The 25,575-nt window shown below is 70.7% G+C and carries 18 protein-coding genes; 9 read left to right on the plus strand and 9 right to left on the minus strand.

What is annotated here, in order from left to right; genetic code table 11:
• The 4 genes from IPH07_12295 to IPH07_12310 form a co-directional block, all read right to left on the minus strand.
• Positions 1-2,832 (minus strand): serine/threonine protein kinase, encoded by a 2,832-nt coding sequence (locus IPH07_12295; GenBank protein ID MBK6918173.1) that lies wholly within the window; start codon positions 2,830-2,832, stop codon positions 1-3.
• Positions 2,816-3,433, minus strand: a complete 618-nt coding sequence (locus IPH07_12300; GenBank protein MBK6918174.1) for a sigma-70 family RNA polymerase sigma factor — start codon at positions 3,431-3,433, stop codon at positions 2,816-2,818. The genes IPH07_12295 and IPH07_12300 overlap by 17 nt, the downstream gene beginning before the upstream one ends.
• Before the next feature lie 110 nt (positions 3,434-3,543).
• Complete coding sequence (gene rpsG, locus IPH07_12305) at positions 3,544-4,032, minus strand: 30S ribosomal protein S7 (protein MBK6918175.1); 489 nt, start codon at positions 4,030-4,032, stop codon at positions 3,544-3,546.
• A 30-nt stretch (positions 4,033-4,062) separates the two neighbouring features.
• Positions 4,063-4,434, minus strand: coding sequence for a 30S ribosomal protein S12 (locus IPH07_12310; protein ID MBK6918176.1), 372 nt, complete (start codon positions 4,432-4,434; stop codon positions 4,063-4,065).
• A 601-nt stretch (positions 4,435-5,035) separates the two neighbouring features.
• Here IPH07_12310 and IPH07_12315 point away from each other — a divergent pair.
• Both IPH07_12315 and IPH07_12320 read left to right on the plus strand, forming a co-directional pair.
• On the plus strand, positions 5,036-5,497 hold the full coding sequence (locus IPH07_12315) for a zf-TFIIB domain-containing protein (protein ID MBK6918177.1): 462 nt from the start codon (positions 5,036-5,038) through the stop codon (positions 5,495-5,497).
• 131 nt (positions 5,498-5,628) lie between these two features.
• Entirely contained in the window at positions 5,629-6,843 is a 1,215-nt protein-coding gene (locus IPH07_12320; GenBank protein ID MBK6918178.1) for a hypothetical protein, read from the plus strand.
• Here the strand turns inward: IPH07_12320 and IPH07_12325 are convergent, their stop codons facing one another.
• Positions 6,844-7,779 (minus strand): class I SAM-dependent methyltransferase, encoded by a 936-nt coding sequence (locus tag IPH07_12325; protein ID MBK6918179.1) that lies wholly within the window; start codon positions 7,777-7,779, stop codon positions 6,844-6,846.
• Positions 7,780-8,015: 236 nt separating this feature from the next.
• On the opposite strand from IPH07_12325, the gene IPH07_12330 reads away from it, so the two are divergent.
• From IPH07_12330 to IPH07_12345, 4 genes are all read left to right on the plus strand, one after another.
• A complete protein-coding gene (locus IPH07_12330; GenBank protein ID MBK6918180.1) occupies positions 8,016-10,370 on the plus strand; it encodes a DUF1588 domain-containing protein in 2,355 nt (784 codons plus the stop codon).
• Between the two features lie 11 nt (positions 10,371-10,381).
• Entirely contained in the window at positions 10,382-11,665 is a 1,284-nt protein-coding gene (locus IPH07_12335) for a DUF1501 domain-containing protein (GenBank protein MBK6918181.1), read from the plus strand.
• Positions 11,666-11,785: 120 nt separating this feature from the next.
• Entirely contained in the window at positions 11,786-13,060 is a 1,275-nt protein-coding gene (locus IPH07_12340) for a peptidoglycan DD-metalloendopeptidase family protein (protein ID MBK6918182.1), read from the plus strand.
• Between the two features lie 60 nt (positions 13,061-13,120).
• Positions 13,121-14,077 (plus strand): hypothetical protein, encoded by a 957-nt coding sequence (locus tag IPH07_12345; protein MBK6918183.1) that lies wholly within the window; start codon positions 13,121-13,123, stop codon positions 14,075-14,077.
• 27 nt (positions 14,078-14,104) lie between these two features.
• On the opposite strand, the gene IPH07_12350 is transcribed toward IPH07_12345, so the two are convergent.
• The 3 genes from IPH07_12350 to rpoC all read right to left on the minus strand — a co-directional run bounded on the left by IPH07_12350 (position 14,105) and on the right by rpoC (position 21,361).
• Positions 14,105-15,604, minus strand: a complete 1,500-nt coding sequence (locus tag IPH07_12350; GenBank protein MBK6918184.1) for a trypsin-like serine protease — start codon at positions 15,602-15,604, stop codon at positions 14,105-14,107.
• A 32-nt stretch (positions 15,605-15,636) separates the two neighbouring features.
• Positions 15,637-17,037 carry a protein kinase gene (locus tag IPH07_12355; GenBank protein MBK6918185.1) on the minus strand — a complete coding sequence of 467 codons (1,401 nt, stop codon included), beginning with the start codon at positions 17,035-17,037 and terminating at the stop codon, positions 15,637-15,639.
• A gap of 139 nt (positions 17,038-17,176) precedes the next feature.
• Positions 17,177-21,361, minus strand: coding sequence for a DNA-directed RNA polymerase subunit beta' (gene rpoC / locus IPH07_12360; protein MBK6918186.1), 4,185 nt, complete (start codon positions 21,359-21,361; stop codon positions 17,177-17,179).
• 374 nt (positions 21,362-21,735) lie between these two features.
• Here rpoC and IPH07_12365 point away from each other — a divergent pair, with 374 nt between their 5' ends.
• A complete protein-coding gene (locus IPH07_12365) occupies positions 21,736-23,163 on the plus strand; it encodes a hypothetical protein (protein MBK6918187.1) in 1,428 nt (475 codons plus the stop codon).
• A 32-nt stretch (positions 23,164-23,195) separates the two neighbouring features.
• Positions 23,196-23,357, plus strand: coding sequence for a hypothetical protein (locus IPH07_12370; GenBank protein ID MBK6918188.1), 162 nt, complete (start codon positions 23,196-23,198; stop codon positions 23,355-23,357).
• A gap of 23 nt (positions 23,358-23,380) precedes the next feature.
• On the opposite strand, the gene IPH07_12375 is transcribed toward IPH07_12370, so the two are convergent.
• Entirely contained in the window at positions 23,381-24,247 is an 867-nt protein-coding gene (locus IPH07_12375; GenBank protein MBK6918189.1) for a hypothetical protein, read from the minus strand.
• Positions 24,248-24,479: 232 nt separating this feature from the next.
• Between IPH07_12375 and IPH07_12380 the strand changes: the two genes are divergently transcribed.
• Positions 24,480-25,559 (plus strand): VWA domain-containing protein, encoded by a 1,080-nt coding sequence (locus tag IPH07_12380; GenBank protein MBK6918190.1) that lies wholly within the window; start codon positions 24,480-24,482, stop codon positions 25,557-25,559.
• Positions 25,560-25,575 lie beyond the last annotated feature (16 nt).

Consider the following 25,575-nt stretch of genomic DNA (forward strand, 5'->3'; position numbering starts at 1 on the left):
TCACCGCGTCGCGCCGGCGGTGGCATGGTCTGCCGCGAGCGCGTCGAGCTCTCGGTCGACGTCGGCGAGCAGCGACGCGGTGCCGTGGGCCTGCGCCACCGCCCGAGCTGCCTCGAGACGGGCGCGCGCGTCGGCGTCGCCATGGGCGCGGGCGAGCCGGCCGCGGGCCCACAGCGCGTGGGGCAAGCGGGTATCGGTGGCGCCCGTGGCCTGCAGCCGCGCGATCACGTCGTCGAGTCCACGCCGGGCCTCGTCGAGCTCGCCGAGCTCGAGCGCGACGATGGCCGCGTTCAGGTCGAGCGTCGTGAGCCCGTCGGCGTCGGGGCCGTTCCGCGCCAGCACGATCGCGCGCGCGCGGGCGTTGTGTTCGCGCACGCCCGCGAGGTCGCCGAGCTCGAGCAGCGCCCCGCCGAGGTTGCCGTGGGCGTCCGCCGCGTCCATGCCATCACCGTCGCCGACCTGCTCCAACGCGGCGATGGCGGTCTGGTAGGCGTCGCGGGCCAGCGCGGGTCGCTCGCTCTGGTAGTACGCGTTGCCGAGGCCAATCCACGCCCGTGCGACGTCGTGGCCGGCGTCGAACCCGAGCCGCACGAGCATGTCGATCGCGCGGCGATGGGTCGCGACTGCGGCCTCGAAGTCGCCCGTCGAGGCGAGAAAGGTGCCGTACTCGTGCAGCGCATCGGCGGTGTCGTCGTGATCGCCGAGTCGCTGCTCGCGGATCGCCAGCGCGCGCCGCAGTGCCTCGCCGGCCTGCGCCATGCGTCCCTGCTCGAGCCACAGTACGCCGAGCTGCGCGAGCGTGCGGGCGAACATCGGGTGGTCGTCGCCCAACTCGGAACGCTCGCGCTCCAGCGCGGACTGCAGCAGTGCCTCGGCGCGCTGCGGCTCGCCGAGCCCGCGCAGCACCGTGCCCATGCGGTGCTCGAGCCGCGCGCGCTCGAGCGCGTCGAGCTCGGGTAGCTCGGCCTGCAACGCCTCGGCCTCGCGCAGGTGCTCGAGGGCCGCCGGCAGCTCCTCGCGCAGCATCGCGGCCGAGGCCAGCGCCTGCTGCAGCCGCAGCCGCTGCATCGCCGAGCCTCCCGCCCGCGCGGTCGCAGCGGTGGCCAGCTCGCGGTAGGTCGGCAGCGACGCGGTCGCGTCGGGCACCATCGCGGCCATCGGCAAGTAGTCGCACGCAGCGGCCGCGAGCGACTCGTCGGCGCCCAGCGAGAGCGCGCGCCACACCGCCTCGCGCAGCCACGCCTCGCCGGCGCCGCGCTCTCCGGCGAGGTAGCTGGCGAGCCCGAGCTCGTGCAGCAGCTGCACCTGCGCGCGGGCGTCATCGGGCTCGGCGCGCGCACGCGCCAGCCGGGCCGCGTCCACGGCCGCGCGATAGCTGCCCAGGTGGCGCAGCGCGGCGGCGTGGGCCAGCGCCTGCGCGAGCGCATCGTCGTCGCCTTCGGCCGGCGCAGCGCCGACGCTCGCGCTCGCGAGCCACTGCGGCTCGCCGCAGCGCGCAGGCTGCTCGAGCGCCGCGATCGCGGCGGGCGCCTCCAGCAGGGTCGTGGCCGACGCGACCGCCAGCTCGTCGACCAGCGCGCCCAGCTCGCGGCGTCGGTCGGCGAGACAGCCGCGACGGCGCTCGCCGAGCGCACCGGGGGCGCGCGCGTCGTCGGCACGGCAGGCGGCGATGTCCTGCCGCAGCCACGCTTCGGACCAGACATCGAGGCGCGCGGCCACGCGATCGAACTCCGGCGCCGACAACGACAGCGCGAGGTAGTGCTCGCGCAGCGTGTCGCGGCGCTCCTGCGACCACGCCGGCGCCAGCGCGTCGGGTCGCGACGGGCACGGATCGGCCGGCGCACGCACGGCCGCCCACGCCACGACGCAGGCGAGCACGCCCAACACCACCACCGCGAACGCCGGCACCGGACCGCGCCGCGCCCGTCGCAGCGCCACCAACAGCGCCTCCATGTCGCCGAAGCGCTCCTCGGGGCGCAGCGACAGCGCGCGCTCGATCACTCGACGCACGCGCCGCGGCACACCCGGACGCCAGCTCGGCGCGGCGCCCTCGGGCCGTCGCAGGTGCAGCGCCTCGAAGGCCATCACCGCGAACGCGTACTGATCGGCGCGCAGTGTCACCGGCCCGCCTTCCCGCTGCTCCGGGGCCAGGTACGCCGGCGTGCCGCCACCACGGCTGTGCAGCGGCGACCCCTCGCCACCGTCCGACGCGATTGCGCCGTCGGCCTCGATGCGCGCCACCCCGAAGTCGACCACGCGCGTGCGCCCGTCGTCGGCGACGATGACGTTGTCGGGCTTCACGTCGCCATGCCGCACACCGGCGGCGTGGGCCGCCGCGAGCCCGCCGCCGGTCTGCAGCAACACGTCGACGACCTCCCGCCACGGCCGCGGCTGTCCGAGCGCGTGCATCCACGTGCGCAGGTTGGGCCCGAGCACGCGCTCCATCGCGACCCACAGCTCGCCGGCCGCGAAGCCGACCTCGTAGACCGCGACCACGTGCGGGTGACCGAGCCGCGCCAGCGCGCGGCCCTCATCGAGCAGCCGCTGCACCGAGGCGTCGCTGCCCGCACGCAGTACCTTGACCGCGACGCGGCGATCGAGGTCGGGGTCGTAGGCGTCGTAGACGGTGCCCATGCCGCCACGCCCGAGTCGACCGAGCAGCGTGAAGCGACCGATCCGCGTGGGGCTGCTCGCGCGGCCGAGCAGCGCCTCGCGGGCCTTCGCGAGCATCAACGCGGTGTCGTGATCGTCGTCGTCGCGGCGCAGGTCGTGCAGTCGCGCGAGCAACTCGGCGCCCGACGCAGCCGCGTCGTGCTCAGGCGCCGGGTCCATCGTCGACGCCGCCCTCGTAGCTGGCCGCGAACGCATCGAGCCGCTGCAGGCTCTCGGTCACCAACGACGGCGGCGCGGTCGAGTCCTCGAGCGCACGCCGCAGGCTCTCGCGGGCGCGCGTCAGTCGGCTGCGGATCGTGCTCGCACCGACGCCAAGCACCGTGGCGATCTCGACGCTGTTCATGCCCTCCCAGTACGCCAGCTCGAGCGCGATCTGTGCGTCGAGCGGCATGCGGCGCATCGCCTGCAGCAGCAGCCGCTCCTGCTCGTCCCGCACCAGGCGCTGGCTGACCGACGTACCCAGGCTCTGCACCGAGTCGGCGCCGGGATCGATCTCCGGACCCCGCGCCTTGCGGCGCAGGTGATCGATGAGGCGGTGGCGCGCGACCGTCATCAGGTAGGCCCGAAAGCCCCCCGTCGCCACGCGATCGCGGGCCCGCACCACGTCGGCGAAGGTCTGCTGCACGATGTCGTCGACGTCGTCCCCGAGCTTGCTGCGGAAGAACCGCACCACGCCCTTGAAGTGCCGTCCGAGCAGCGCATCGCCGGCGTCGCCATCGCCGTCGCGCCAGGCCTGCAGCAGCGCGGCGTCGTCGTCCACGGCGAGCAGGCTACCATGCCGACGCAGGACAGCCGCCGGAGGTGACCCCACGGCGGCTGCATCGCTCGATCGGTGTCGCGGCGTCCTGCGAGGCCGCGAGCTTCAGCCCACTACCAGCGGTAGTGCGCGAAGGCCTTGTTGGCCTCGGCCATCTTGTGGATGTCCTCGCGCTTCTTCACGGCGGTGCCGCGGTTCTGCGCGGCGTCGAGCATCTCGTTGGCGAGACGCTCGCGCATGGTCTTCTCTGGGCGGGCGCGCGAGCTGTGGATCAGCCAGCGGTAGGCCAGCGCCTGGCTGCGCTCGGGGCGGACCTCGACCGGCACCTGGTAGTTCGAGCCACCGACGCGACGGGCGCGGACCTCGAGCCGGGGGCGGGTGTTCGCCACGGCCTTCTCGAAGACCTTGATCGGATCGTCCTTGGTGCGCTCGCTGATGATCTCGAACGCGCCGAACACGATCTTCTCGGCGATCGACTTCTTGCCGTCGTTCATCACGCCATTGATGAACTTCGCGACCTGACGATTGGTGTCGGTCGGGTGATCGGTGTAGCGGATGTCCGTGACCGGACGCGGCTTGCGGTTGACCTTCTTACGCGACATGTCGAATCCGTTTCTCTCGCGGTACGCCGATCACTTCGGCCGCTTGGTGCCGTACTTCGAACGACGCTGGCGACGACCGGAGACTCCGGTGGTGTCCAGCGTGCCGCGCACGATGTGGTAGCGAACGCCCGGCAGGTCCTTCACTCGGCCACCGCGGATGAGCACCATCGAGTGCTCCTGCAGGTTGTGGCCTTCGCCGGGGATGTAGCTCGTGACTTCCATGCCGTTGGTGAGCCGAACGCGTGCGACCTTGCGCAGCGCGGAGTTCGGCTTCTTCGGCGTCACCGTGTAGACGCGGGTGCAGACCCCACGGCGTTGCGGGCACTCCTTCAGCGCCGGCGCGGTCTTCTTCGCGAACTGTTGCGTGCGTCCCTTGCGGACGAGCTGCTGGATCGTGGGCATGACGAAAGGCGCTTCTTCGGAGACCGGCGGCCGTGGAATCCAGGGCGCATCGTTGCGTCTGGGGGCCGGGGCGGGCGGCGAGTATAGACAGATCGCCTGCGGGATCAACCGCGGGCGCCCGGCTTTCGCTGCCCATCGCGGGGACGGCGCGCCAGGCCCCGTCGGGGCGATTCCGGCGGACGCGCGGGGGCCTGCCGCGGGCCCCGGCGGACCGGTGGAGCGCACCGGAATCCCCTGCGGGCTACGATGTAGAGCTCCGAGGCCCCACGTGCAGCACCCTGCGAGACCCCGATACTGCCCGACCTGCGGCGGACCCAACCCCGATCCGGTGGCCTCCGCATGCCGCTTCTGTGATGGACCGCTCGTTGGTCTCGGGCTGCCCGATCCGCGCGACACGATCCGCTGCGATGGCTGCAACGCAGCGATGCCCGGGGGCGCATCCTTTTGCTGCGACTGCGGGTCGGCCATCGCCTCGCGGCGGGCCCTACCGGCGCCGGGTCCGTGCCCGGCGTGCGAGCGGCCCCTCGATGGCTGGGGCCTGGCGCCGACCCACGCGCGCCCCGCCGGACATCCCATCGCATGTTGCAGCGGCTGCGGTGGGGTGTGGCTGCCCCGCGAGACCCGCGACGCGCTCGTCGACGACGCGGCGCGACACGCCGCGGCCAAGGGCGACGTCACCGCGCAGGACGTGGTCCGACGACAGCTCCCGAGCGGCACCTTCGCGGCCGCGGTGAAGTATCGCCGCTGCCCCGCGTGCGCGCAGATGATGGCGCGCCGCAATTTCGGCGGCTGCTCCGGCGTGCTCGTCGACGAGTGTCGCTGCGGCACCTTCTTCGACGCCGGTGAGCTCGAGGATGTGCTCGCGTTCGTGCGCAGCGGTGGCCTCGCGCTGGCCAAGCGCCGCGCCGACGAGCAGCGCACACGCGAGCTTCGCAACGCCGAGAGCGCTGCACTCTCGGCCCGCGCGAGCAACCCCGGGGTCTCGACCGAGTTCGCCCAGCTCGACCTGTCGTTCTCGCTGGCGGGGTGGCTGGCGCGCTGGATCGCTCGGGTGCTGGGCTGAACCACCGCGTGGATCCCGAGTCGGGCGCGGAGCAACGAGCACAGCCATGGGTCGCCAAGTCGCCGCTGCGAGCGAGCACACGCGTGCACGCACATCCGCACGGTTGCGGGCGTGCGATGCTCGGGCCCACGATGGCGCTTCGAAGCTCGCTGCGTACGTGCCTGCTGCTGACGACGTTGGGTGGCTGCGGCGACGCGACCGCACTCGCGGGGGCCGACGGCGGCGCCGGGTCCAGTGACAGCAGCGGTGCTGCCTCGGTCGACACCGGCGTACCCACGCCGGCCTGCACCCCCGGCACGCGCAGCTGCAGCGGCGACGACGTGCAGGTCTGCGACGGCTTCGGCACCGGCTGGGTGATCGTGCCGTGCGAACCCGGTGCGACGTGCCAGGACGGCGTGTGCCTCGGCGGCCATGCCGACACGCTGCTCATCACCACGCAGGTACTCGCGCCCGCGCAGGTCGGCACCGCCTACGAGACCACGCTCGCGGCCGACGGCGGCGACGGTGCGTACGCGTGGTCGCTGGCCAGCGACGCGCCGCCCGGCCTCGCGCTCGCCGACGACGGCACGTTGGCGGGCACGCCGACGTTGGCCGGCGACTACCTGCTCGACGTCGCGGTGCAGGACGGCGCCGACGCGATCGCCACGCGCACGCTGTCGCTGTCGGTGCACCCCGAGCCGCTGACGATCCTCACGCCGCCGCAGCTGGGTGCGATCGACGAGGGCCTGCCGTTCGAGAAGCCGTTGCTGGCCAAGGGCGGCAACGAGCCCTACGGCTGGTTCATCGTCGGTGGCCACGCGCCCCAGGGCGTGTTCCTCGACGCCGCCGGGGTGTTGACCGGCGTGCCGACCGAGCCCGGCGCGTTCGACTTCCGCGTACGCGTGGTCGACGTCTCCAACCCACCGGGTTGGGACGAGCTCGACTTCAGCCTACAGGTCGACCTGCGGCCGCTGAACATCGTCGGCTCGAACATCATCGACCTGCTCGCCTTCAAGGTCGTGGTGCTGCCGCTGCTGGCGATCGTGCCCGGCATCCCGGTGCCCTACTCGACCCAGCTCGAGGCCGACGGCGGGCTCGCGCCGTACCACTGGACCGAGCAGCCCGTGCCCAACGCACTGCAGGTCTTGGTGCCCACCGCCGGCGTGCCCGACGGCCTCACGCTGCACGACGACGGCACCCTCGACGGCGCGGTCGACAACACCGATCAGGTGATCACCGTCGGCATCCCGCTGTCGGCGATCTCCCTGACCGGCTTCTTCTTCTTCGCCGAGGTCGCCGACAGCCAGGATCCTGCAGAGACCGATCAGGCACTGTTCCTGGTCCCGACCGTCCCGGTCGGCGGCTGATCACTTCGCGGGCTTGCGGAACTTCAGCGTCATCCGATCGCTCTCGCCGATTGCGACGAACTTGTCGCGATCCTTGTCGCCGCCCGAGAGGCTGGGCGGCAGGCTCCACACGCCATCGGGGTGGTCGTGGGTGTCCTTGGGGTTGGCGTTGATCTCGCTGCGCTCGACCAGCTCGAATCCCGCCGCCTCGGCGGTCGCGATCACGCTGGCCTCGGAGAGGTAGCCGGTCTTCGCGGTCTGCTCGGGGTCGCTGCCCGCCGGCGCGCGGTGTTGCTCGATGCCCAGGGTGCCGCCGGGCTTGAGCGCGCGGAAGGCCGCGCCGTAGATGACCGGCAGCGCGCCATTGCGATACCAGCCGTGGCTGTTGCGGAAGGTCAGCACCGCGTCGACCGACTCGGCCGGCGCGAGCTCGAAGTCGTGGATGGTGGTCTTGGCGACCTTGCCGTCGGGGCCGATCTCGAGGGTCTGCTTCACCGTCGCGGTGCCGAGCTGACCGAACACCGCGGCCTCGGCCTTGGCGCGCTCGAGCAGCTTCTGGCTCTGGGCGGTGCCGTAGTACTCGGTCGGGCCCGCGGGGTCGAAGACCGTGACGATGAGCTTGCCATCGTTGGCGAGGTACGGCGCGAGGATCTCGGTGTACCAGCCGCCGCCGGGCCACAGCTCGACCACGGTGTCGTCGGGCTCGACGCCGAAGAACGCGAGCGTCTCGGCGGGGTGACGCCACACATCGCGGGCGCGGTTCTCCGCGGTGCGATGTGGCATCGCGAGCACGGCCGCGAAATCCTCGGGCGTGACGACGGTCGCGACCGGAGGCGTGCCCACGGGATCCTTTGCGCCGTCGTCAGGCTTGGCGGTGTCCGCCGAGCGCGGGCATGCGGCGGTGGCGAGCAGGAGAGCGGCGAGGGCGACGTGGCGTTGCATGGCGACGCGGACGATAGCGGCATCACGCAGCGCGCGGCAGTGGCGACGACGGCGCGGGCGAACGACACCATCGTGGCGACCGCGGCCGAGCCGGGTGCGGCATCGACGCTCCCCCGAGATCGCGGCCGCAGCGGGGTTTCTCGCCGCCCCCACCGCAACCTGCGGCTTCGCTGCGCGCGCCGTCGTCGCGCCCGGCGTCTCGCCGATCGGGAAGGGAGCGGTGCCCGTGCGGGGCACCGTCGACGAAGAGCATGCGGACGATCGAAGCCAACATTCCCGAGACGACGCGACGCCGCGCAGTGCTCTCGACCTGGTGCCTGGCCCTCGGTGCCCTGCTCGGCACGGGCTGCTACGACGGCGCATCCGCCCACGCGAGCCCCGACGACGACGGTGTCGGCGACAGCGGGGGCACCGATGACGAGCCACCACCCGAGCTCGGCGGTGGCGGTAGCTGCGTCGACATCGATCACTACTTCCGCGACGAGGTGTGGAGCCCGGTACTCAAGGAGAAGTGCTACGCGTGCCACAACCCCACCGGCGCCGCGAAGCACACCGACCTCGTGCTGCAGGGCAGCGACTACCCCGGCTATCTCGAGGCCAACCTGCAGACGGTCCAGAACGTCGCGCGGCTCGAGATCGACGGCACCTCGCTGTTGCTGCTCAAGCCCAGCGCGCAGGTCGACCACACCGGTGGCAAGCAGATCGAGCAGGATGGCGACGAGTTCGAGCGACTTTCCGATCTGATCGAGCGCTTCGACGCGCCGGTGCACTGCGTCGACGATGCCGACGTGCGGGCGTTCTACGCCGATCTCGCGCTCCTCGACCCCCAGCAGACCCTGCGCAAGGCCACGTTCATGCTGGCCGGGCGCCTGCCCACCCAGGAGGAGATCGACGGTGTCGAGGCGCTGGGGATGAACGGCCTGGCGATCGTGCTCGAGGGCGTCACGCGCGAGGACGCGTTCTACAACCGACTGCTCGAGATCTACAACGACATCCTCCACACCGACGCGTACCTCGCCAGCGACGACGCGATCGATACCATCGACACCCAGCGCTTCCCGAATGCACGCTGGTTCGACGCGCTGCCGGACGACCAGCAAGGCGCGGCGCGCAACGCCACCAACGCCGCGGTCGCACGCGAGCCGCTCGAGCTCATCCGCCACGTCGTGAAGCAAGAGCTGCCGTACACCTACATCCTGACGGCCAACTACGTGATGGTGAACCCGTGGTCGGCGCGCTCGTACGACGTGCCGATGAGCATGTTCGCGAACCCCGACGACCCCAAGGAGTTCGTGCCGGTCACGTTCGCCGACTTCCCCCACGCCGGCCTGCTGACGACCTCGGTGTTCCTCAACCGCTACCCGACCACGCCGACCAACCGCAACCGCGCGCGCTCGCGGGTGGTGTTCGACTTCTTCCTCGGCACCGACGTGCTGCGCCTCGCGGCGCGGCCGATCGACGTCACCGCGGTGGAGGACTTCAACCCCACGCTCTACAACCCCAACTGCAACGTCTGCCACGACAACGTCGATCCCATGGCCGGCGCGTTCCAGGGCTTCGACGAGCGCGGCCGCTACCGTCCGATGGCCGAGGGCTGGTACGCCGACATGCGGCCGCCGGGCTTCGATCAGGTCGACATCCCGTTCGGTGAGAGCGCTCGCGCGCTGCAGTGGATCACGCCGTGGCTCATCCGCGACCGCAAGTTCGCGATGTCCGTGGTCTACGCGATGTATCGCGGCCTCACCGGCCAGGAGCCCCTGGTCGAGCCGCTCGACGAGGACGCGCCGGACTACCTCGAGCGCATCCGGGCCTTCCGCGCGCAGGACCACAGCTTCGGCGAGATCGCCGATCACTTCGTCGCCAGCGGCCACGACATCCGTGCGGTCGTGCAGAAGCTGGTCGTCTCGGAGTGGTTCCGAGCGGTCGACGCCACCGTGCCGTTGACCGACCGCCGCGCCAGCGAGCTGGCCGACCTCGGCAGCGCGCGGCTGCTCAGCCCCGAGCTGCTGCACCGCCGCATCGTCGCGACCACCGGCGTCGCCTGGCGCCGCGGCACCACCAACGTGCTGCTGTCGTCGAACTACTTCAAGTTCTTCTACGGCGGCATCGATTCCGCGTCGGTGACCACGCGCCTGACCGAGATGAACGGCGTGATGGCCAACATCGCCGAGCGCATGGCCAACGAGGTCGCGTGCACCGCGACCGCCTTCGACTTCACCAAGGCGCCCGCCGATCGTCTGCTGATGCCGCTGGTCGAGCCCACCGACCTACCGGAGAGCCCGGGCGGCACCGAGGCCATCCGCGCCAACATCGTGCACCTGCACGATCAGCTGCTCGGCGAGCAGCTGGCCGACGACGACCACGAGGTCGATCGTACGCTCGCGCTGTTCGAGGCCGCGCTCGCCGATGGGCGCGCGCGCATGCTCGACGCCGACGCGCCGCTGTCGAGCTCGATCGCGGCCGCCTGTGCCGGCACCGTCGACCCCGCCACCGGCACGCCGGTGCCCGAGGGGACCGAGATCGTCGAAGACCCCGAGTACACCGTGCGGGCGTGGATGGCCGTCATCACGTACCTGCTGGGTGATCACCGCTTCCTGTACGAGTGAGGAGATTCGCCATGGACCGCCGACGTTTTCTCGAGCTCGCTTCGATCACCGGCCTCGGCTTTGCCGCGGCGCCCCTGTTCGGTCACGCCGAGGTCGGCCACGACCTGCGCGGGCCCACCACCGCCAACCTCGGCGACGAGGACGACTACCAGGGCCCGCTGCTGGTGATGGTCCAGGCCCACGGCGGCTGGGATCCGACGCTGCTGTGCGATCCCAAGCCCGGCCTCAACAACAGCTACGGCGCCGGCGACGTGCGGACCGCCGGCAACCTCGCGTTCGCGCCGCTGTCCGGGGCAACCGCGCTGTTCGAGGCCCACTACAGCCGCACGGTGTTCATCAACGGCGTCGACACCTCGACCAACGCCCATGACGCCGGGCAGCGCTTCTGCGCCAGCGGTCGACTCGGCGAGGGCCATCCGTGCCTCGCCGGGCTCTACGCGGGTCAGTTCGCGCCGCAGCGGCCGATGTCGTTCATCAGCTTCGGCACCTACGACCGCACCGGTGGCTTGGTCGCGCCGACCCGCAACGGCAACCCCGACATGCTCGCCGAGCTGTCGTATCCCGACCGCATGGCCGCGGCCGATCCGAACAGCGCGACGTACCACACCGACACCACGCACGCGCTCATCCGTCTCGCCCGTGAGAAGCGCAGCGCACGGGCGGCAGACGAGAACCGCCTGCCGCGATACATCCACGCCATCGAGAGCCTCCGCGTCGCGAGGCAGGGCTCGGCCGCGCTCGAGCGCCTCGAGGCGGTGCTGCCGGAGCCCAGCGGCGATCCGCTGCTGCGCCAGGCCCAGCTGGTGGTCGCGGCCTACAAGGCTGGCGTCGGCGTGGCCGGCAACCTGTTCCACAGCAACTTCGACACCCACAGCGATCACGACAACCAGCAGAGTGCACGGATGAACGAGCTGCTGGGCCTGGTGAAGTTCCTGTGGGACGAGGCCGAGCGCCAGCAGGTCGCCGATCGCCTGACGGTGCTCATCGGCTCCGACTTCGGCCGCACGCCCAACTACAACGGCAACATGGGCAAGGATCACTGGTCCATCACCAGCATGATCGCCATGGGTGCCGGCGTGAACGGCAACCGCATGGTCGGCGTCACCGACGATGGCCACAACGCCGTCGCGCTCGACCCCCTGACGGGCATGCCAGCCGCCGACGCCGCAGCCGGCATCAAGATCACGCCCGCCCACGTTCACCGCGGCATGCGTCGCGCGCTCGGCCTCACCGACACCGCCGTCGATCACCAATTCCCGATCGCGCTGGACGACGAGTTCGATCCCATCGGCTAGGCGCGTGACCCCGTAGGGGTCCCGCGCGTGCGTGCGTGCCCGTGCCCCGCGCTACGCCACACTGCGTATCCGCGCAAACCCACGCTCGGACAGCCACCGCCCCTGCGGGAACCTACCAACATGCCCATCCGCGCCCGCGCCTGCCTGCTCGCCGCGCCCCTGCTCTTCGCGCCCACGCTGGCCAACGCGACGCCCCCGCTGCGCCTGCCATGGACCTGTGACGAGGTGCATCACGTCACCAACGGTCACCACACGAACACGCACACCGGCATGGACGCGTACGCGTGGGACTTCGGGCTCGCGGTGGGCACCGAGGTCCGCGCCCCCGCCGACGGCGTGGTGCGCATGGTCAAGATGGACTCGAGCCAAGGCGGCTGCAACAGCGCCTACGCCAACGACGCCAACTACGTCGTCATCGCGTTTGCCGACGGCACCGAGGCGCTGCACATGCACCTGCAGCACAACAGCTCGCCGCTGCACGTCGGCGACGTCGTCGAGCAGGGCGACCTGGTCGGCAAGGTCGGCCTGACCGGCTGGGTCTGCGGCGCGCATCTGCACTTCCAGATCCAGCACGACTGCGGCTCGTGGTGGTGCCAGAGCATCGCTGCGGAGTTCGTCGAGTTCGGCGATCCCGACGAGGACGTCGACATGGCCAGCAACAACTGCCCGGCGACCGAGCCCTGCGCCGCGGTGTTGGACGGCACCGAGACCGTGGTCGACGACGGCGATGCCAGCTGCTTCACGCGGCAGTCGAGCTGGTTCTGGCCGGTCGACGGTGGCATCGGCGATGGCCACATGTACACGTGGGCGAATGATGCGAGCACGGCCGACAGCATCGGCACGTGGAACTTCGCGGTCGACGTCGAGGGGCCGTACCGCGTCGAGGTGCACGTGCCGGGCTCCGACGCGAGCAGCCAGCAGGCCCGCTACGAGCTGCACACCGGCGCCGCGGTGATCGATCTCGGCACCGTCGATCAATCGACGGGGGCCGCGTGGGTCGACCTCGGCGTGCACGAGCTCGTCGCCGGTGACGAGCACTGGGTGCGCCTGGCCGACAACACCGGCGAGGCCCGCGACCTCGATCGCAAGCTCGCCTTCGACGCGATCCGGCTGTCGTATGCACCCGCGCCCGAGGGCGAGGGCAGCAGCAGCTCGACCGGCAGCGACGACGGCGGTGGCGAGTCCGGCAGTGGCGGCGCATCGAGCCCGGGGCCCGGTGACGGCGAGACCGGCGATGCCTCCGAGACCGCCGGCGGCAGCACGGGCGGAGTCTCTGGGGCCGCCGACGAGCCACCGCGCAGCGAGCACGGCGGCTGCGGCATCGCGCCGTCGCGATCGATCCACCCGCTCGCGCTCGCGCTGCTGCTCGGGCTGGGTCGACGGCGCCGCCGCTAGCCGGCCCGCGGCGATTTTCTTTCACCCGCCGCCGCATCGCGACGGCTCACGGCTGGCGCGATGATGCTGCGCGCGCGGTCCCTGCCCTGCTCCCTGGTGCTGCTGCTGGCGTGCGCGAGCGATCCCGGCGGCGACGGGGGCAGCAGCGACGCCTCGAGCGGCGCCGGCACCGGCCCGGCGAGCACGTCAGCCGACGGCAGTGGCAGCGGCGATGCCACCGCGGCGACCACCACCGGCGCCGGCGTGACCTCCGACGCGACCGCGACGAGCGGCTCGAGCGGCGGCACCGTCGGCGACAGCAGCGACGGCAGCAGCGACGGCAGCAGCGGGGACACCGGCGCCGTCGCGTGCGCCGCGGTGCTGTGCGAAGACTTCGAGCAGGGCGCGCTCGACGAGATGGTCTGGACCCGCATCGAGACCGACGACGGCAACACCGTGACGGTGCAGTCGGACGTCGTCGCCGGGGGCAGCTACGCCTTGCAGTTCCACGCCGTCGGCGGCACCAGCCTCGCGATGATGTTCACCGAGGCGGTACCCGAGCCGCTCCGGCAGCACGCGTTCGGCCGCGTCATGTTCCGCGCCACCGACTTCCCGTTCGAGAACGGCGGCCACAGTGCCTACGTCCTTGGTGGCAACGGGCTCGACGGCTTCCCGTGGGCCGACCACCACCTCGAGGTCGGCTCGTACTACGACGGTCCCGGCCCGATCTGGCAGCTGACGTACTGGACCGGCGACGGCCCCGAGTACATCGGCGCGGGCGGACACATCCCCCAGGACGAGTGGTTCTGCCTCGAGTGGGAGTTCAACGACGAGCCCAACCAGATCCGCGTGTGGGTCGACGGCAGCGAGGCCGACGGCGCCGCCTTCGACGACATCCAGGGCCAGTCCGACCTGCTCGGCGAGATCGCGTCGCTCGGGCTCGGCTTCCGCACCTGGCACCCGATGGGCGCGCCGGACATCGATGTGTACATGGACGACCTCGTGCTCGACACCCAGCGCGTCGGCTGCCCTGGGTGATCGCGCGGGCAGCCGCGCGCGACGAGGTCAGTCCCCCGGGAGCTGCGCGGCGTCGCAGCTCGATGTCGCCGGCAGCTCGTCCGCGAGCTCGAGGTGTGCGACGCATGCGATCGGTTCGGGTACGTCGTCGAGGTCGGTGTCGCCGCTTTCCTCGGAGGACCCGCCGCTGGTGTCGGTCGTGGTGGCGACGCCGAGGTCGGACTGCGGCCACGGCTCGCTCGCGGTCCAGTCCTCGCCGTCCGCGTCGTGGGCGACGCTGGCAGCACCCGTGCTCGAGCTGGTCCAGCCGGTGCTCCAACCGCCCGTGAAACCTGTCGTCGCGCCCGACAGCTCGCCGGTGTCACCGATCGATGCGCTCGAGGTGGAGCCGGTCTCGCCCGAGCTCGGCCCCGAGACCGCCGACGTGTGGCCCGTCTCGCCCGAGCCGTAACCGGTACCCTCGCCGCCGGTGGTGGAGAACGATCCGACGCTGTCGCTGCCGGCGGTCCCCGAGCATCCGCTGCCGTCGAAGCATCCGGTGGTTCCCGACCATCCGCCGCTCTCCGACCAACTGCCGGTCGTCCCGTCGTCGCCGTACCCACCCGTGGTGGCCCCACCGCTGGACTCCTCGCCGCCGGTCGAGGTGCCACCACCGTCGCCGCAGACCTCCTTGATCTGCGCGCTCAACCACTTCTGTGCCTCGGGGGCGATCACGCTGGCCGCCATCGACACGCGCTGGTTCTCGGGCGCGTCGGGTGTGAAGCCGCGGCTCACGACCGCGATGATCTTGCCGTCGTACAGCACCGGCCCGCCCGAGTCACCGGGCGCGATCTTCTTGCGCTTCTTGTCGTCGACCTCCTTCCACGTCGCGGGATCGAACAGGTACAAGTACGACCAGCCCTCGAGCTTGGGGTCGGCGACCTCGGAGAAGACCTGCAGCTCGAGCGAGCGATGGCCATACGCACCCGTCTCGGTCGATCCGTTGCCGAGCACGAGGCCCTTGAACTTGTCGGAGGCCTTGGGGTGGGTGGTGCCGACCGCGAGCGTGGGTCCGGGCAGCGCGGACTTCAGCTTGAGGACCGCGAGGTCCTGATGGTTGTTGTTGCCGCGGTCGGCGACCGCGATGATCTCGGACACGGTCTCGCCGTCCTTCGGCTTGGGACGCCCGGCGTTGTTGCCCCCGGCGGGCCAGTTGTTCGACGCGTCGGGGTGCCACACGTCGCCGTCCTTCTTCAGGCGGTCGACATCGCCACGGACGCAGTGCGAGGCCGTCACGACGCAGTTCTCCGCCACCAGCGCGCCGCTGCAGTACCAGTACGCCTTGGTCGGATCGGCCTCGAGCTCCTTGGCGGTCTTCTTCAGCCGGATGACGACGCTGCCGTTGCGCTCGGTGAGATCCGTGCCGTTGAAGATGCGATCGACCTGCACCGCGGAGGGCTCGGGCGCACACGCGCTCGCGAGCGCGAGCAGGGCCGCGATCGCAGGTACGCGCGAACAGGGAGTCGTGACCGTGGGGGTCGGTTGCTGGGGTCCGTTCGCCGTGGGCATCGACCTCCTATGCGAATCGGAGGGTGGGTCGATCACGGTCGCGGCACGGCGTCGGCGTTTTGCGCCGGCTCGGCCGACGTCGAGGCCGCGCCTGCCGGCGTCGGCGGCGACACCGACGCGGGTGACGACGCCTCCGCCGGCGGCGGGACCACGCCCCGCGGCTGCTGGGCGCGTTGATGGCGTCGCCACAACCCCGCGCCGAGCCCCACGAGGATCGCGGCGGTGACCATGATGACGGCCACCCCGGCAACGCCGAGCCCACCGCGTCGCGGCGCAACCGCGAGCGGGCGGCGAGCCAGCTGCGACTGTGCAGCCGCGACCTCCGTGCGCACCGGCATCGCGCTCGACGACGCCGGGGCCGGCTCGGGTTGCGCCACCGCGCCGAGCTGCGAGGACGACGCGGGGGGAAGGTTCGTGCCCGACGACGCCGCGATCGCGCCGTGGTCGAGCGTCGGCGCGGTGCTCACGGTGCCGGGCCGCATCACCGCCGTCGCGGGCTCGGGCGTGACGATCTCGGTCGACCGCGAGGGCACCCGCTGGAAGATCAGCGTCGGCGCGCCACCGTCGTCGAGCGCCCGCAGCTGCGCGTGCACCTCGTCCATCCCCTGCCAGCGATCGTCGGGCTGGGTCTCGAGGCAGCGCTGCACGATGCCGCGGACCTGCAGCTGCACGCGCGCGCGCGCCAGGGCCGGCGCCGCCGCAGCACGCAGCGGCGCACCCGCGAGGGACTCGGGGCCCATCAGCTCCATCGGCGAGACCCCGCACAGCAGCTCGAGCGCCAGCACGCCCCAGCCGTAGACATCCGTGCGCGCGTCGATCGTGGTGCCCGCGAACTGCTCGGGCGCCATGTACGGCAGCGTGCCGACCAGCTCGCCCGGCCGCGTCATGCGGGGGCCGCCCGACGCGATCGCGATGCCGAAGTCGATGAGCTTCACGTGCCAGCTGTCCTTCGCCAGCTCGAGGCACTGCAGGTTCGAGGGCTTCACGTCGCGGTGGATCACGCCCACGCGGTGGATCGCAGCGAGCGCAGACGCGGTCTGCACGAGCACGTCGTAGGCGGGCGCGAACGACAGCCGGCCCTCGTCGCGCTGCACGCTCGAGAGCGTCGCGCCGGGCAGGAACTCCATCACGTAGTAGGCCCGCTCGCCACCGTGCTCTGCGATGTCGAGGATCTGCACGACGTTGGGGTGGTGGACCCGCGCGAGCGCCTGCGCCTCGGCGGTGAAGCGCGTGACCAGGCTGGGGTCGCGCGCGAGCTCGGGCCGCAGCCACTTGATCGCGACGTCGCGCCCGAGTCGCTCGTCGACCGCATGCACGACCACGCCCATGCCGCCCTGCCCCAGCACCCGCACCGGTCGGTAGCGATCGCCGAGGCGTTCACCGTCGCGCAGCCACCGCTGCAGCGCGGCGTCGGCCAACGAGGGCACCGCCACGGCGGTGCCGTGCTGGTCATCGACGGACGGCGGCTCGGACGGGCACATACGACGAAGGCGCGGGCGATCCCTCGCCCACGCCCCCGATGATAGCGTCGTCGCCGGCCCCGCGGGGCCGGCGCGTGTGCTCCCGACCGAATCAGTCCGGGATGTTCATCAGGTCGCGCTCGGTCTGCCGACGCGCCACCGGCTCTGCCGCGAGCTCCTCGGCGGTGAGGTCGTCCGACTCGCTGGTGAGGCGATCGTAGACCCCGAGACCGGTGCCTGCCGGGATGAGCCGGCCCATGATGACGTTCTCCTTGAGACCGCGCAGGTAGTCGATCTTGCCCTGCAACGCCGCCTCGGTGAGCACCTTGGTGGTCTCCTGGAACGACGAGGCCGAGATGAACGACTCGGTCGACAGCGAGGCCTTGGTGATGCCGAGCAGCAGCGCCTGACCGGTGGCCGGCTGGCCGCCGAGCATCTGCACGCGGCTGTTCTCGTACTGGAACACCTGGCGCTCGACGTGGTCCTCGGCCAGGAAGTTGGTGTCGCCCGGATCGGTGACCCGCACGCGACGCATCATCTGACGGATGATGACCTCGATGTGCTTGTCGTTGATCTTCACGCCCTGCAGTCGATAGACCTCTTGGATCTCGTCGAGCAGGTAGCGCGCGAGCGCCTTCTCGCCGAGCACCGCGAGGATGTCGTGCGGGTTGGCGGGGCCATCCATCAGCTTCTCGCCGGCACGCACGCGGTCGCCCTCGCGGATCTGCACGTGGCGCCCCTTGGGCACCAGGTACTCCTTGGGGTCGCCGTTCTCGGGCGTGACGATGATGCGGCGCTTGCCGCCCTTGTCCTTGCCGAAGCTGACCACGCCGTCGGTCTCCGCGATGATCGCGTGGTCCTTGGGTGTGCGGGCCTCGAACAGCTCGACCACCCGCGGCAGACCGCCGGTGATGTCCTTGGTCTTGACGTTCTCGCGGGGTAGACGCGCGATGACGTCGCCGGCCTCGATGGTCTGGCCCTCGTGCACGGTGAACGATGCGCCCACCGGCAGGAAGTAGCGGGCCTCGTGCTTGCCCTCGTAGGTGGCGACGTTGCCCGAAGCGTCGCGGATGACGATGCGCGGACGCGCGTCGGGATCGCGGCTCTCCTGGATGACCATGCTCGAGTGGCCGGTGAGTTCGTCGACGCGGACCGTCATGGTCACGCCTTCGATGATGTCGCCGTACTCGATGGTACCGCCGACCTCGGAGAGGATCGGCAGCGAGAACGGGTCCCACTCGCTGAGTAGCTGACCGGGCTTGGCCATGTCGCCGGCCTTCACCAGCAGCTTGGCGCCGTACACCAGGTCGTACTGCTCGCGCGGGCGGTCCTTCTCGTCGAGCAGGATGATCCGCGAGTAGCGGTTCATGACGATGAGGTGCTCGCCGCGTGCGACCGCCTTGAAGTCCTCGAAGACGACCTTGCCGCCGAAGCGCGCCTCGAGCTGCGTCTGCTCGGTTGCGACGTTGCCGACGCCACCGATGTGGAAGGTACGCATCGTCAGCTGCGTACCGGGCTCGCCGATCGACTGCGCGGCGATGATGCCGACCGCCTCGCCGACGTCGACCAGATTGCCGCGCGCCAGGTCGCGGCCGTAGCACTTGGCACACATGCCGCGCAGCGCCTCGCAGGTCAGACCCGAGCGGATCTTGACCTTCTGGATGCCGGCCTCCTCGATGGCCTTGACCGCGCCCTCGTCGAGCACGTCGCCCTCGTTGGCCAGTACCTCGTCGGTGCCCGGGCGGTAGACGCCGCCCAGCACGGTGCGACCGAGGATGCGGTCGCCCAGGCGCTCGATGACCTCGCCACCTTCGACCAGCGCCTCGAGTTCGAGGCCCTGGATGGTGCCGCAGTCGACCTCGGTGATGACGGCCTCCTGCGCCACGTCGACCAGTCGCCGCGTCAGGTAACCGCTGTTGGCGGTCTTGAGCGCGGTGTCGGCCAGACCCTTGCGGGCGCCGTGGGTCGAGATGAAGTACTGCAACACCGTGAGGCCCTCACGGAAGTTGGTCGTGATGGGCTGGTCGATGATCTCGCCCGAGGGCTTGGCCATCAGACCACGCATGCCCGACAGCTGGCGCATCTGCTGCCGCGAACCGCGGGCGCCGGAGTCGGCCATGATGAAGATCGAGTTGAACGAGGGCATCTTCTTGCTCTCGCCCGTGCGATCGTCCTTCACGATCTCCGACGAAATCTTCTCCATCATCGCGTTCGCGATCTGCTCGGCGACGTTGGCCCAGATGTCGATGACCTTGTTGTAGCGCTCGCCCGAGGTGATGAGACCGTCGGCGTACTGCGCCGAGATGCGCTTCACCTCTGCGAACGCGTCCCCGAGCATCTTCTCCTTGATGTCCGGGATGATCATGTCGTCCATGCACACCGAGATGCCGGCCTTGGTGGCCTCGGAGTAGCCGGTCGAGCGCAGGTAGTCGGCCATCAGCACCGTCGCCTTCTGACCGCACAGGCGGTAGCAGACGTCGATGAGCTCGTTGAGCTCCTTCTTGCCGAGCGAGCGGTTCATCAGCGAGAACGGGATCTGCTGCGGGATGCCGCCTTCGTACAGCAGCACGCGACCGCAGGTGGTCTCGACCATGTCCTCACCGGGCTTGATGCGGCACTTGATCTTGGCCTGCAGGTGCAGCGCGCTGTGGTCGTACGCCATGCGCACTTCCTTGGGCGAGCCGTAGTGGCCGGCGATGAACTGGTCCTTCTTGGGATCGTTCACCGTGCCGCGCGCGTAGGCGCGCTCGCGCGTCATGTAGTAGAGCCCGAGCACGATGTCCTGCGTGGGCACGATGATCGGCTTGCCGTGCGCAGGGCTGAGGATGTTGTTGGTCGACATCATCAGCACGCGGGCTTCCATCTGCGCCTCGATGCACAGCGGCACGTGCACGGCCATCTGGTCGCCGTCGAAGTCGGCGTTGTAAGCGGTGCAGACCAGCGGGTGCAGCTGGATGGCCTTGCCCTCGATGAGCACCGGCTCGAAGGCCTGGATGCCGAGGCGGTGGAGGGTCGGTGCGCGGTTGAGCAGCACCGGGTGCTCCTTGATCACCTCGTCGAGGATGTCCCAGACCTCCTCGGCCTCGCGCTCGACCATGCGCTTGGCGCTCTTGATCGTGGTGACGAGCCCGCGGGTCTCGAGCTTGTTGTAGATGAAGGGCTTGAACAGCTCGAGCGCCATCTTCTTGGGCAGCCCGACCTGGTGGAGGCGCAGCTCCGGGCCGACCACGATGACCGAGCGGCCCGAGTAGTCGACGCGCTTGCCCAGCAGGTTCTGGCGGAAGCGGCCCGACTTGCCGCGCAGCATGTCCGACAGCGACTTGAGCGGGCGCTTGTTGGGACCGGTGATGGTCTTGCCGCGGCGGCCGTTGTCGAACAGCGCGTCGACGGCCTCCTGCAGCATGCGCTTCTCGTTGCGGATGATGATCTCGGGCGCCGCCAGCTCCTGCAGCCGCTTGAGGCGGTTGTTGCGGTTGATGACGCGGCGGTAGAGATCGTTCAGGTCGCTCGACGCGAAACGACCGCCATCGAGCGGCACCAGCGGGCGCAGATCGGGCGGCAACACCGGGATGACGTCGAGCATCATCCACTCGGGCTTGTTGCCCGAGTTGCGGAAGGCCTCGATCACGCGCAGGCGCTTGGCGGCCTTCTTGCGGCGGGCCTCGCTACCGGCGGTGGCGATCTCCGTGCGCAGCGAGCGGGCCTCGACCACCGGGTCGATGCGCGCGAGCAGCTCCTTGATGGCCTCGGCGCCCATGCCGGCGGTGAAGGCATCGGGGCCGAGCTCGTCGATGAGCTGGTCGAAGCGCTCCTCGCTCAGCAGATCGCGCTCCTCGAGCCCGGAGTCCTTGGCGTCGATGACGATGTACGCCTCGCAGTAGAGGACCTTCTCGAGCTTGCTCAGCGGGATGTCGAGCACGTTGCCGATGCGCGACGGCAGGCTCTTCAAGAACCAGATGTGCGCGACCGGGGTCGCCAGGTCGATGTGACCGGCACGCTCGCGGCGGACCTTCGAGTGGATGACCTCGACGCCGCACTTCTCGCACACGACCCCGCGGTGCTTCATGCGCTTGTACTTGCCGCACAAGCACTCGTAGTCCTTGATGGGTCCGAAGATCTTGGCGCAGAACAGACCATCACGCTCGGGCTTGAACGTGCGGTAGTTGATGGTTTCCGGGTTCTTGACCTCGCCGTACGTCCACTCTCGGATCGTCTTGGGCGACGCGATGCTGATGCGCAGCGCGTTGAACTGAGCGGTCTCTTTCGGCTTCTCGAAGAAACTGAAGATGTCGCGCATGGGCTCCCTTTTCGGCGGCGAGGACCCTCGACCTGGACGGCGTCCAAGGGCACGGGCCGTGGATGGCCGTCGTGCCCCGCCGGCAGCGAGGGAGGGCGGCATATAGCAAGTGCCGTTCCCATCTGCAACGAGACCCAAGTACGCCCGGGTGCTCGGGTCCCGCGGCGGGACGGGGTGGGGACCTGCCATAAACACGTGCGTTGACGCTCGTGCGACGCCACGAACGGGCCGCCCTGGCCGCTGCTGCCCGGGGGCCTGGCCGACTGGGCGGGGGCTTTCGACTGCGATCCCGGCGCCTTCGGGCCACCGGCCGGCGAGCCCCCGCCGTTCGCGCACGTGAGCCGTTCGCCGGGGCCGGCGCGACTTGGCGAGGCATGCGCATGCCCTCGCCGTGGGTGATCCTGGCCGTCGCGCTCCTGATGCCGCGCCCTGCCCGCGCCGATGCGGTCGACGAGCTGCCGCCCGGCACCTGGCTCGAGCTCCCCGACACGCCGATGCGCGCGGCCTGTCCGCCCAACTCCGCCGACTACGACTGGAACTTCTACTGCCAGGGCGTGACCGCGGCGTGGGGCGGCGCGGCGATCGACACCACGCGCGGCCACCTCTTGGTGTGGGGCGGCGGGCACAACGACTACCGCGGCAACGAGGTGTACCGCTTCGATCTCGCCACGCTCGCATGGTCGCGACCGTGGGGACCGAGCGCCGACGATCAGATCCCCATGGGTGGCACCCACGAGGTCTACGACGACGGCGCGCCCGGCTCGCGCCACACCTACGCCGGCCTCACCTACGTGCCCGCGCCCCACGACGCACTGTTCGCGATGGGTGGCTCGCTGTGGCAGTCGGGCTCGTTCGCCGTCGGGACCTGGCGCTTCGACCTCGCCGCCAACGCGTGGACCCGCGGCACCGACGGACCCGCCGAGCAGGGCTTCGGTGATCCCTGCGTCTACGACCCGACGACCGGGCACGTGTTCCGGCGCGCCAACAGCCGCATGCTCGAGTACGACCCCGCGGCCGACGTGTTCCTCGATCGCGCCAACTCCGACGGCGGCTTCTGGGCCTCGAACGTCACCACCGCGCTCGATCCCGACGCGCGCTTGATGGTGATGATCGGCGGTGGCCGCGTCGACACCTACGATCTGGCGAACGACGTCTACACGCAGGACGTCGCGATCACGGGCGCCGACGTCACGAGCTTGTTCGGCGACGGCAGCCCCGGCATGGACTTCGATCCCGTGACGCAGCGCTTCGTGGTGTGGGGCGGCGGGCTCGACGTGTACAGCTTCGACCCTGTCACCGCATCGTTCTCGCTGCACGCCGGTGCCGGCGACGATCCAGGCGCGATCGTGGGCTCGGGCGGTGCGTTCACCCGCTTCCGCTACGCGCCCTCGCGCAACGTGTTCGTGTGGGTCGATCACGTCGACGCCAACGTGTTCGTGTTCCGCATGGGCGAAGGCATGGGCGAGCCGCCGCCGGGCGGCACCAGCAGCGGTGGCGACGACACCAGCGCGGGCGAGGGCAGCAGCGGTGCCGACGGCACCGCGAGCGGCCAAGGTGCGAGCGCGTCGGCGAGCGGTGACACCGCTGGCGGCAGCTCGGGTGCGACCACGACCAGCGGCGCCGACACCTCGGTCGGCGATCCTGCGGGCAGCGACGCCGACGCCTCGGGGGGCGGCTGCAGCTGTCGCACCCACGCCGATCCCCGAGCGCTGCCGTGGCTTGCGTGCGCACTGCCGTGGCTGCGTCGACGCAGGCGCCCGCGCGGCGTATCGTCGTGGGCATGCGCGACGGACGAAGCGTAGGACCAGGCGATGCGCGGGGTTCGATCCTCGCGATGATGGTCGCAGCGCCGCCCCTCGTCCTCGCCGAGCAGGTGTCGCCGTGGTCCACGTACTTGACCGACACCTACCGCGCCGACCCCCGCGACGTGCTCTACCAGACCACGCCGCTGGATGGTGCGCACGCGCTGCAGCTCGTGCGCCTCGCCGAGCGGTGACGCTCGACACCCCCGCGCCCGCCTCAGCTGCAGAAGCCGATGCCTTCGCTGCCCGGCGGTGCTGGCTCGACGCGGACGCAGTCACCCACGGCGCAGGGATGGGTGTCGTCGCAGATCGGCGCGCAACATGTACCGCTGCAGCAGTCCTGCAGTGCTCCGGCTGGGATGCAGAAGAGCCCGTCGGCGCAGCTGTCCTGCTGCTGACAGCCATCGCCGGCCTGCTGCGCGCCGCTCGGCAGGCAGCCGAAGCCCTGCGAGGTCGGCTGGCAGGTGTCGGTGCCGCAGTCGTCGGCGAAGGGATCGCAGGGGCGCTGACAGAACGCGACCACCGACTCGTCATCGATCACGCAGATGGTCTGTGCGGGGCACTCGGGGGCCGCGGGCGAGCCCTGACACTGCGGCACGCAGGTGCCGAGGTCGAGCTCGTGGTCGAACAGACCGCACCACGAGCCGTCACCGCACGGATCGCTGCCGGGGCTGCGCGTGCACGGCTCGCCGTCGGCCAGCGGCATCTCGGCGACGGGCACGCAGACGCGGACCCAGAAGCCATCGGGCACGCACTTGAAGCCGGCCTCGCAGTCCTGCGCGAAGATGTCGCACTCGGGATCGGGTGGGCCAACGTCGAGCTTGACGCCGTCGTCGCTGCCGTCGTCGACGCAGCCGGCCGTGCCGGCCGACGCGCTGCTCCCGACCGAGGTGCCCATCGAGGTGGTGCCGTCGGCGGTACCGCCCACGCTCACCGACGTCGCCTCCTGGCCCGTGCCGCCCGAGCCCGCACCGCTGCTCGAGGCGCCGGTGCCATCGCCATCGCCATCGCCACCGCCACCCACCTGCGGGCCGCACGCGAGGCCCGAGCACATCAGCCCCGCGAACAGCCACCGAGGACGCATCGACATCATGTGAAGTCGACGATCCCTCGCGACCGAATCAGCTCGCAAGGAGAAAAAAATCTGCGTCGCCGTGTAACGAAAACGCCCGACCGCCAGGCACCACGCGCATCGGGGCGCCGCATGCCGCAGACACGCGGGCCCGCGTACCAACTCGGCATCGGACCCCCGCAGGAACCTCCTGCGGGCGCGCATCGGTCGTCGCGCGAACGCCTGACTCTGCTAGCGTGGAGCCATGGACGAGTTCGATCGACGCTGCAACTTCGTGCGCTGGTGCGGTTGCATCGGGGCGGGGGCGTTGTTGCTCGCCTGCCCCACGCGGGAGCCGAGCGGCGGCGGCGAAGCCGATGCCACCGGCAGCTCTGGCATCGTCGTCACCGGCGCCGACGCGAGCGGGCCCAAGCTCGATCTGGGGGCCGATACCGGCGTCGACGGTGGCGTCGGCGAGGGCGGCACCGGCTGCGACAGCGAGCTGTTCGGCAGCGCGGCGGTGCCCCCCAATGTACTCATCGTGCTCGATCGCTCCGGCAGCATGCAGGACGAGATCGGCGGCGGCACCAAGTGGGACATCGCGCGTCAGGCCATCGACGATCTCACCGCCGCCCATGCGACCGACGTGCGCTGGGGCCTGATGCTGTTCCCCGGCCTCGATCAGAGCTGCAACGACGGCGCCGAGTGTACCGCCGGCACGGTGTTCATCGACCCTGCCGAAGACACTGCGGCGATGATCTCGAGCTTCCTCGATGCCGCCGATACCTGCATGTTCGGCACGCCGATCGCCGAGAACCTCGACGCGTTGGTCGACTATGCCGGGCTCGAGGACACCGAACACGACAACTACATCCTGCTCGTCACCGATGGCATGGCCACGTGCAACGACCCGGTACCATCGGTGACGACGCTGCGCATGGAAGACCCCGAGATCCAGACCTTCGTGGTCGGCTTCGGCTCCGACGTCGACCCCGACCAGCTCGACGCGATGGCGCAGGCCGGTGGCACCGCGCTGCCGGGCGATCCGAAGTACTACCAGGCCGACGATGCCAACGCCCTCGAGATGGCCTTCGCCGACATCGCAGGCAGCGTGCTCTCGTGCGTGTTCGTGCTCGACGAGGTCCCGCCCGATCCCGAGGAGCTCTACGCGTTCTTCGACATGATGCAGGTGCCGCGCGACCCCACCCACACCAACGGCTGGGACTACGATCCCACCACCAACACCGTGACGTTCTACGGCGCTGCGTGTGACAGCATCAAGAACGACGCGGTCGAGACCGTGAACCTCGTGTTCGGCTGTCCCGAGCTGCCGCCGGCGGGTTGATCGCGCGCGCCCTCGG

The organism is Deltaproteobacteria bacterium, assembly GCA_016709225.1.
GTDB classification, from domain to species: domain Bacteria; phylum Myxococcota_A; class Polyangia; order Nannocystales; family Nannocystaceae; genus Xiheibacterium; species Xiheibacterium phototrophicum.

Bases quoted from the DNA above. Each gene is read 5' to 3' on its own strand.
- IPH07_12380 (MBK6918190.1), top strand. From the start codon at position 24,480: ATGGACGAGTTCGATCGACGCTGCAACTTCGTGCGCTGGTGCGGTTGC.
- IPH07_12370 (MBK6918188.1), top strand. From the start codon at position 23,196: ATGATGGTCGCAGCGCCGCCCCTCGTCCTCGCCGAGCAGGTGTCGCCG.
- rpsG (MBK6918175.1), bottom strand. From the start codon at position 4,032: ATGTCGCGTAAGAAGGTCAACCGCAAGCCGCGTCCGGTCACGGACATC.
- IPH07_12345 (MBK6918183.1), top strand. From the start codon at position 13,121: ATGATGCTGCGCGCGCGGTCCCTGCCCTGCTCCCTGGTGCTGCTGCTG.
- IPH07_12330 (MBK6918180.1), top strand. From the start codon at position 8,016: ATGCGGACGATCGAAGCCAACATTCCCGAGACGACGCGACGCCGCGCA.
- IPH07_12310 (MBK6918176.1), bottom strand. From the start codon at position 4,434: ATGCCCACGATCCAGCAGCTCGTCCGCAAGGGACGCACGCAACAGTTC.
- IPH07_12335 (MBK6918181.1), top strand. From the start codon at position 10,382: ATGGACCGCCGACGTTTTCTCGAGCTCGCTTCGATCACCGGCCTCGGC.
- IPH07_12295 (MBK6918173.1), bottom strand. From the start codon at position 2,832: ATGGACCCGGCGCCTGAGCACGACGCGGCTGCGTCGGGCGCCGAGTTG.
- IPH07_12340 (MBK6918182.1), top strand. From the start codon at position 11,786: ATGCCCATCCGCGCCCGCGCCTGCCTGCTCGCCGCGCCCCTGCTCTTC.
- IPH07_12365 (MBK6918187.1), top strand. From the start codon at position 21,736: ATGCGCATGCCCTCGCCGTGGGTGATCCTGGCCGTCGCGCTCCTGATG.
- rpoC (MBK6918186.1), bottom strand. From the start codon at position 21,361: ATGCGCGACATCTTCAGTTTCTTCGAGAAGCCGAAAGAGACCGCTCAG.
- IPH07_12350 (MBK6918184.1), bottom strand. From the start codon at position 15,604: ATGCCCACGGCGAACGGACCCCAGCAACCGACCCCCACGGTCACGACT.
- IPH07_12320 (MBK6918178.1), top strand. From the start codon at position 5,629: ATGGCGCTTCGAAGCTCGCTGCGTACGTGCCTGCTGCTGACGACGTTG.
- IPH07_12375 (MBK6918189.1), bottom strand. From the start codon at position 24,247: ATGCGTCCTCGGTGGCTGTTCGCGGGGCTGATGTGCTCGGGCCTCGCG.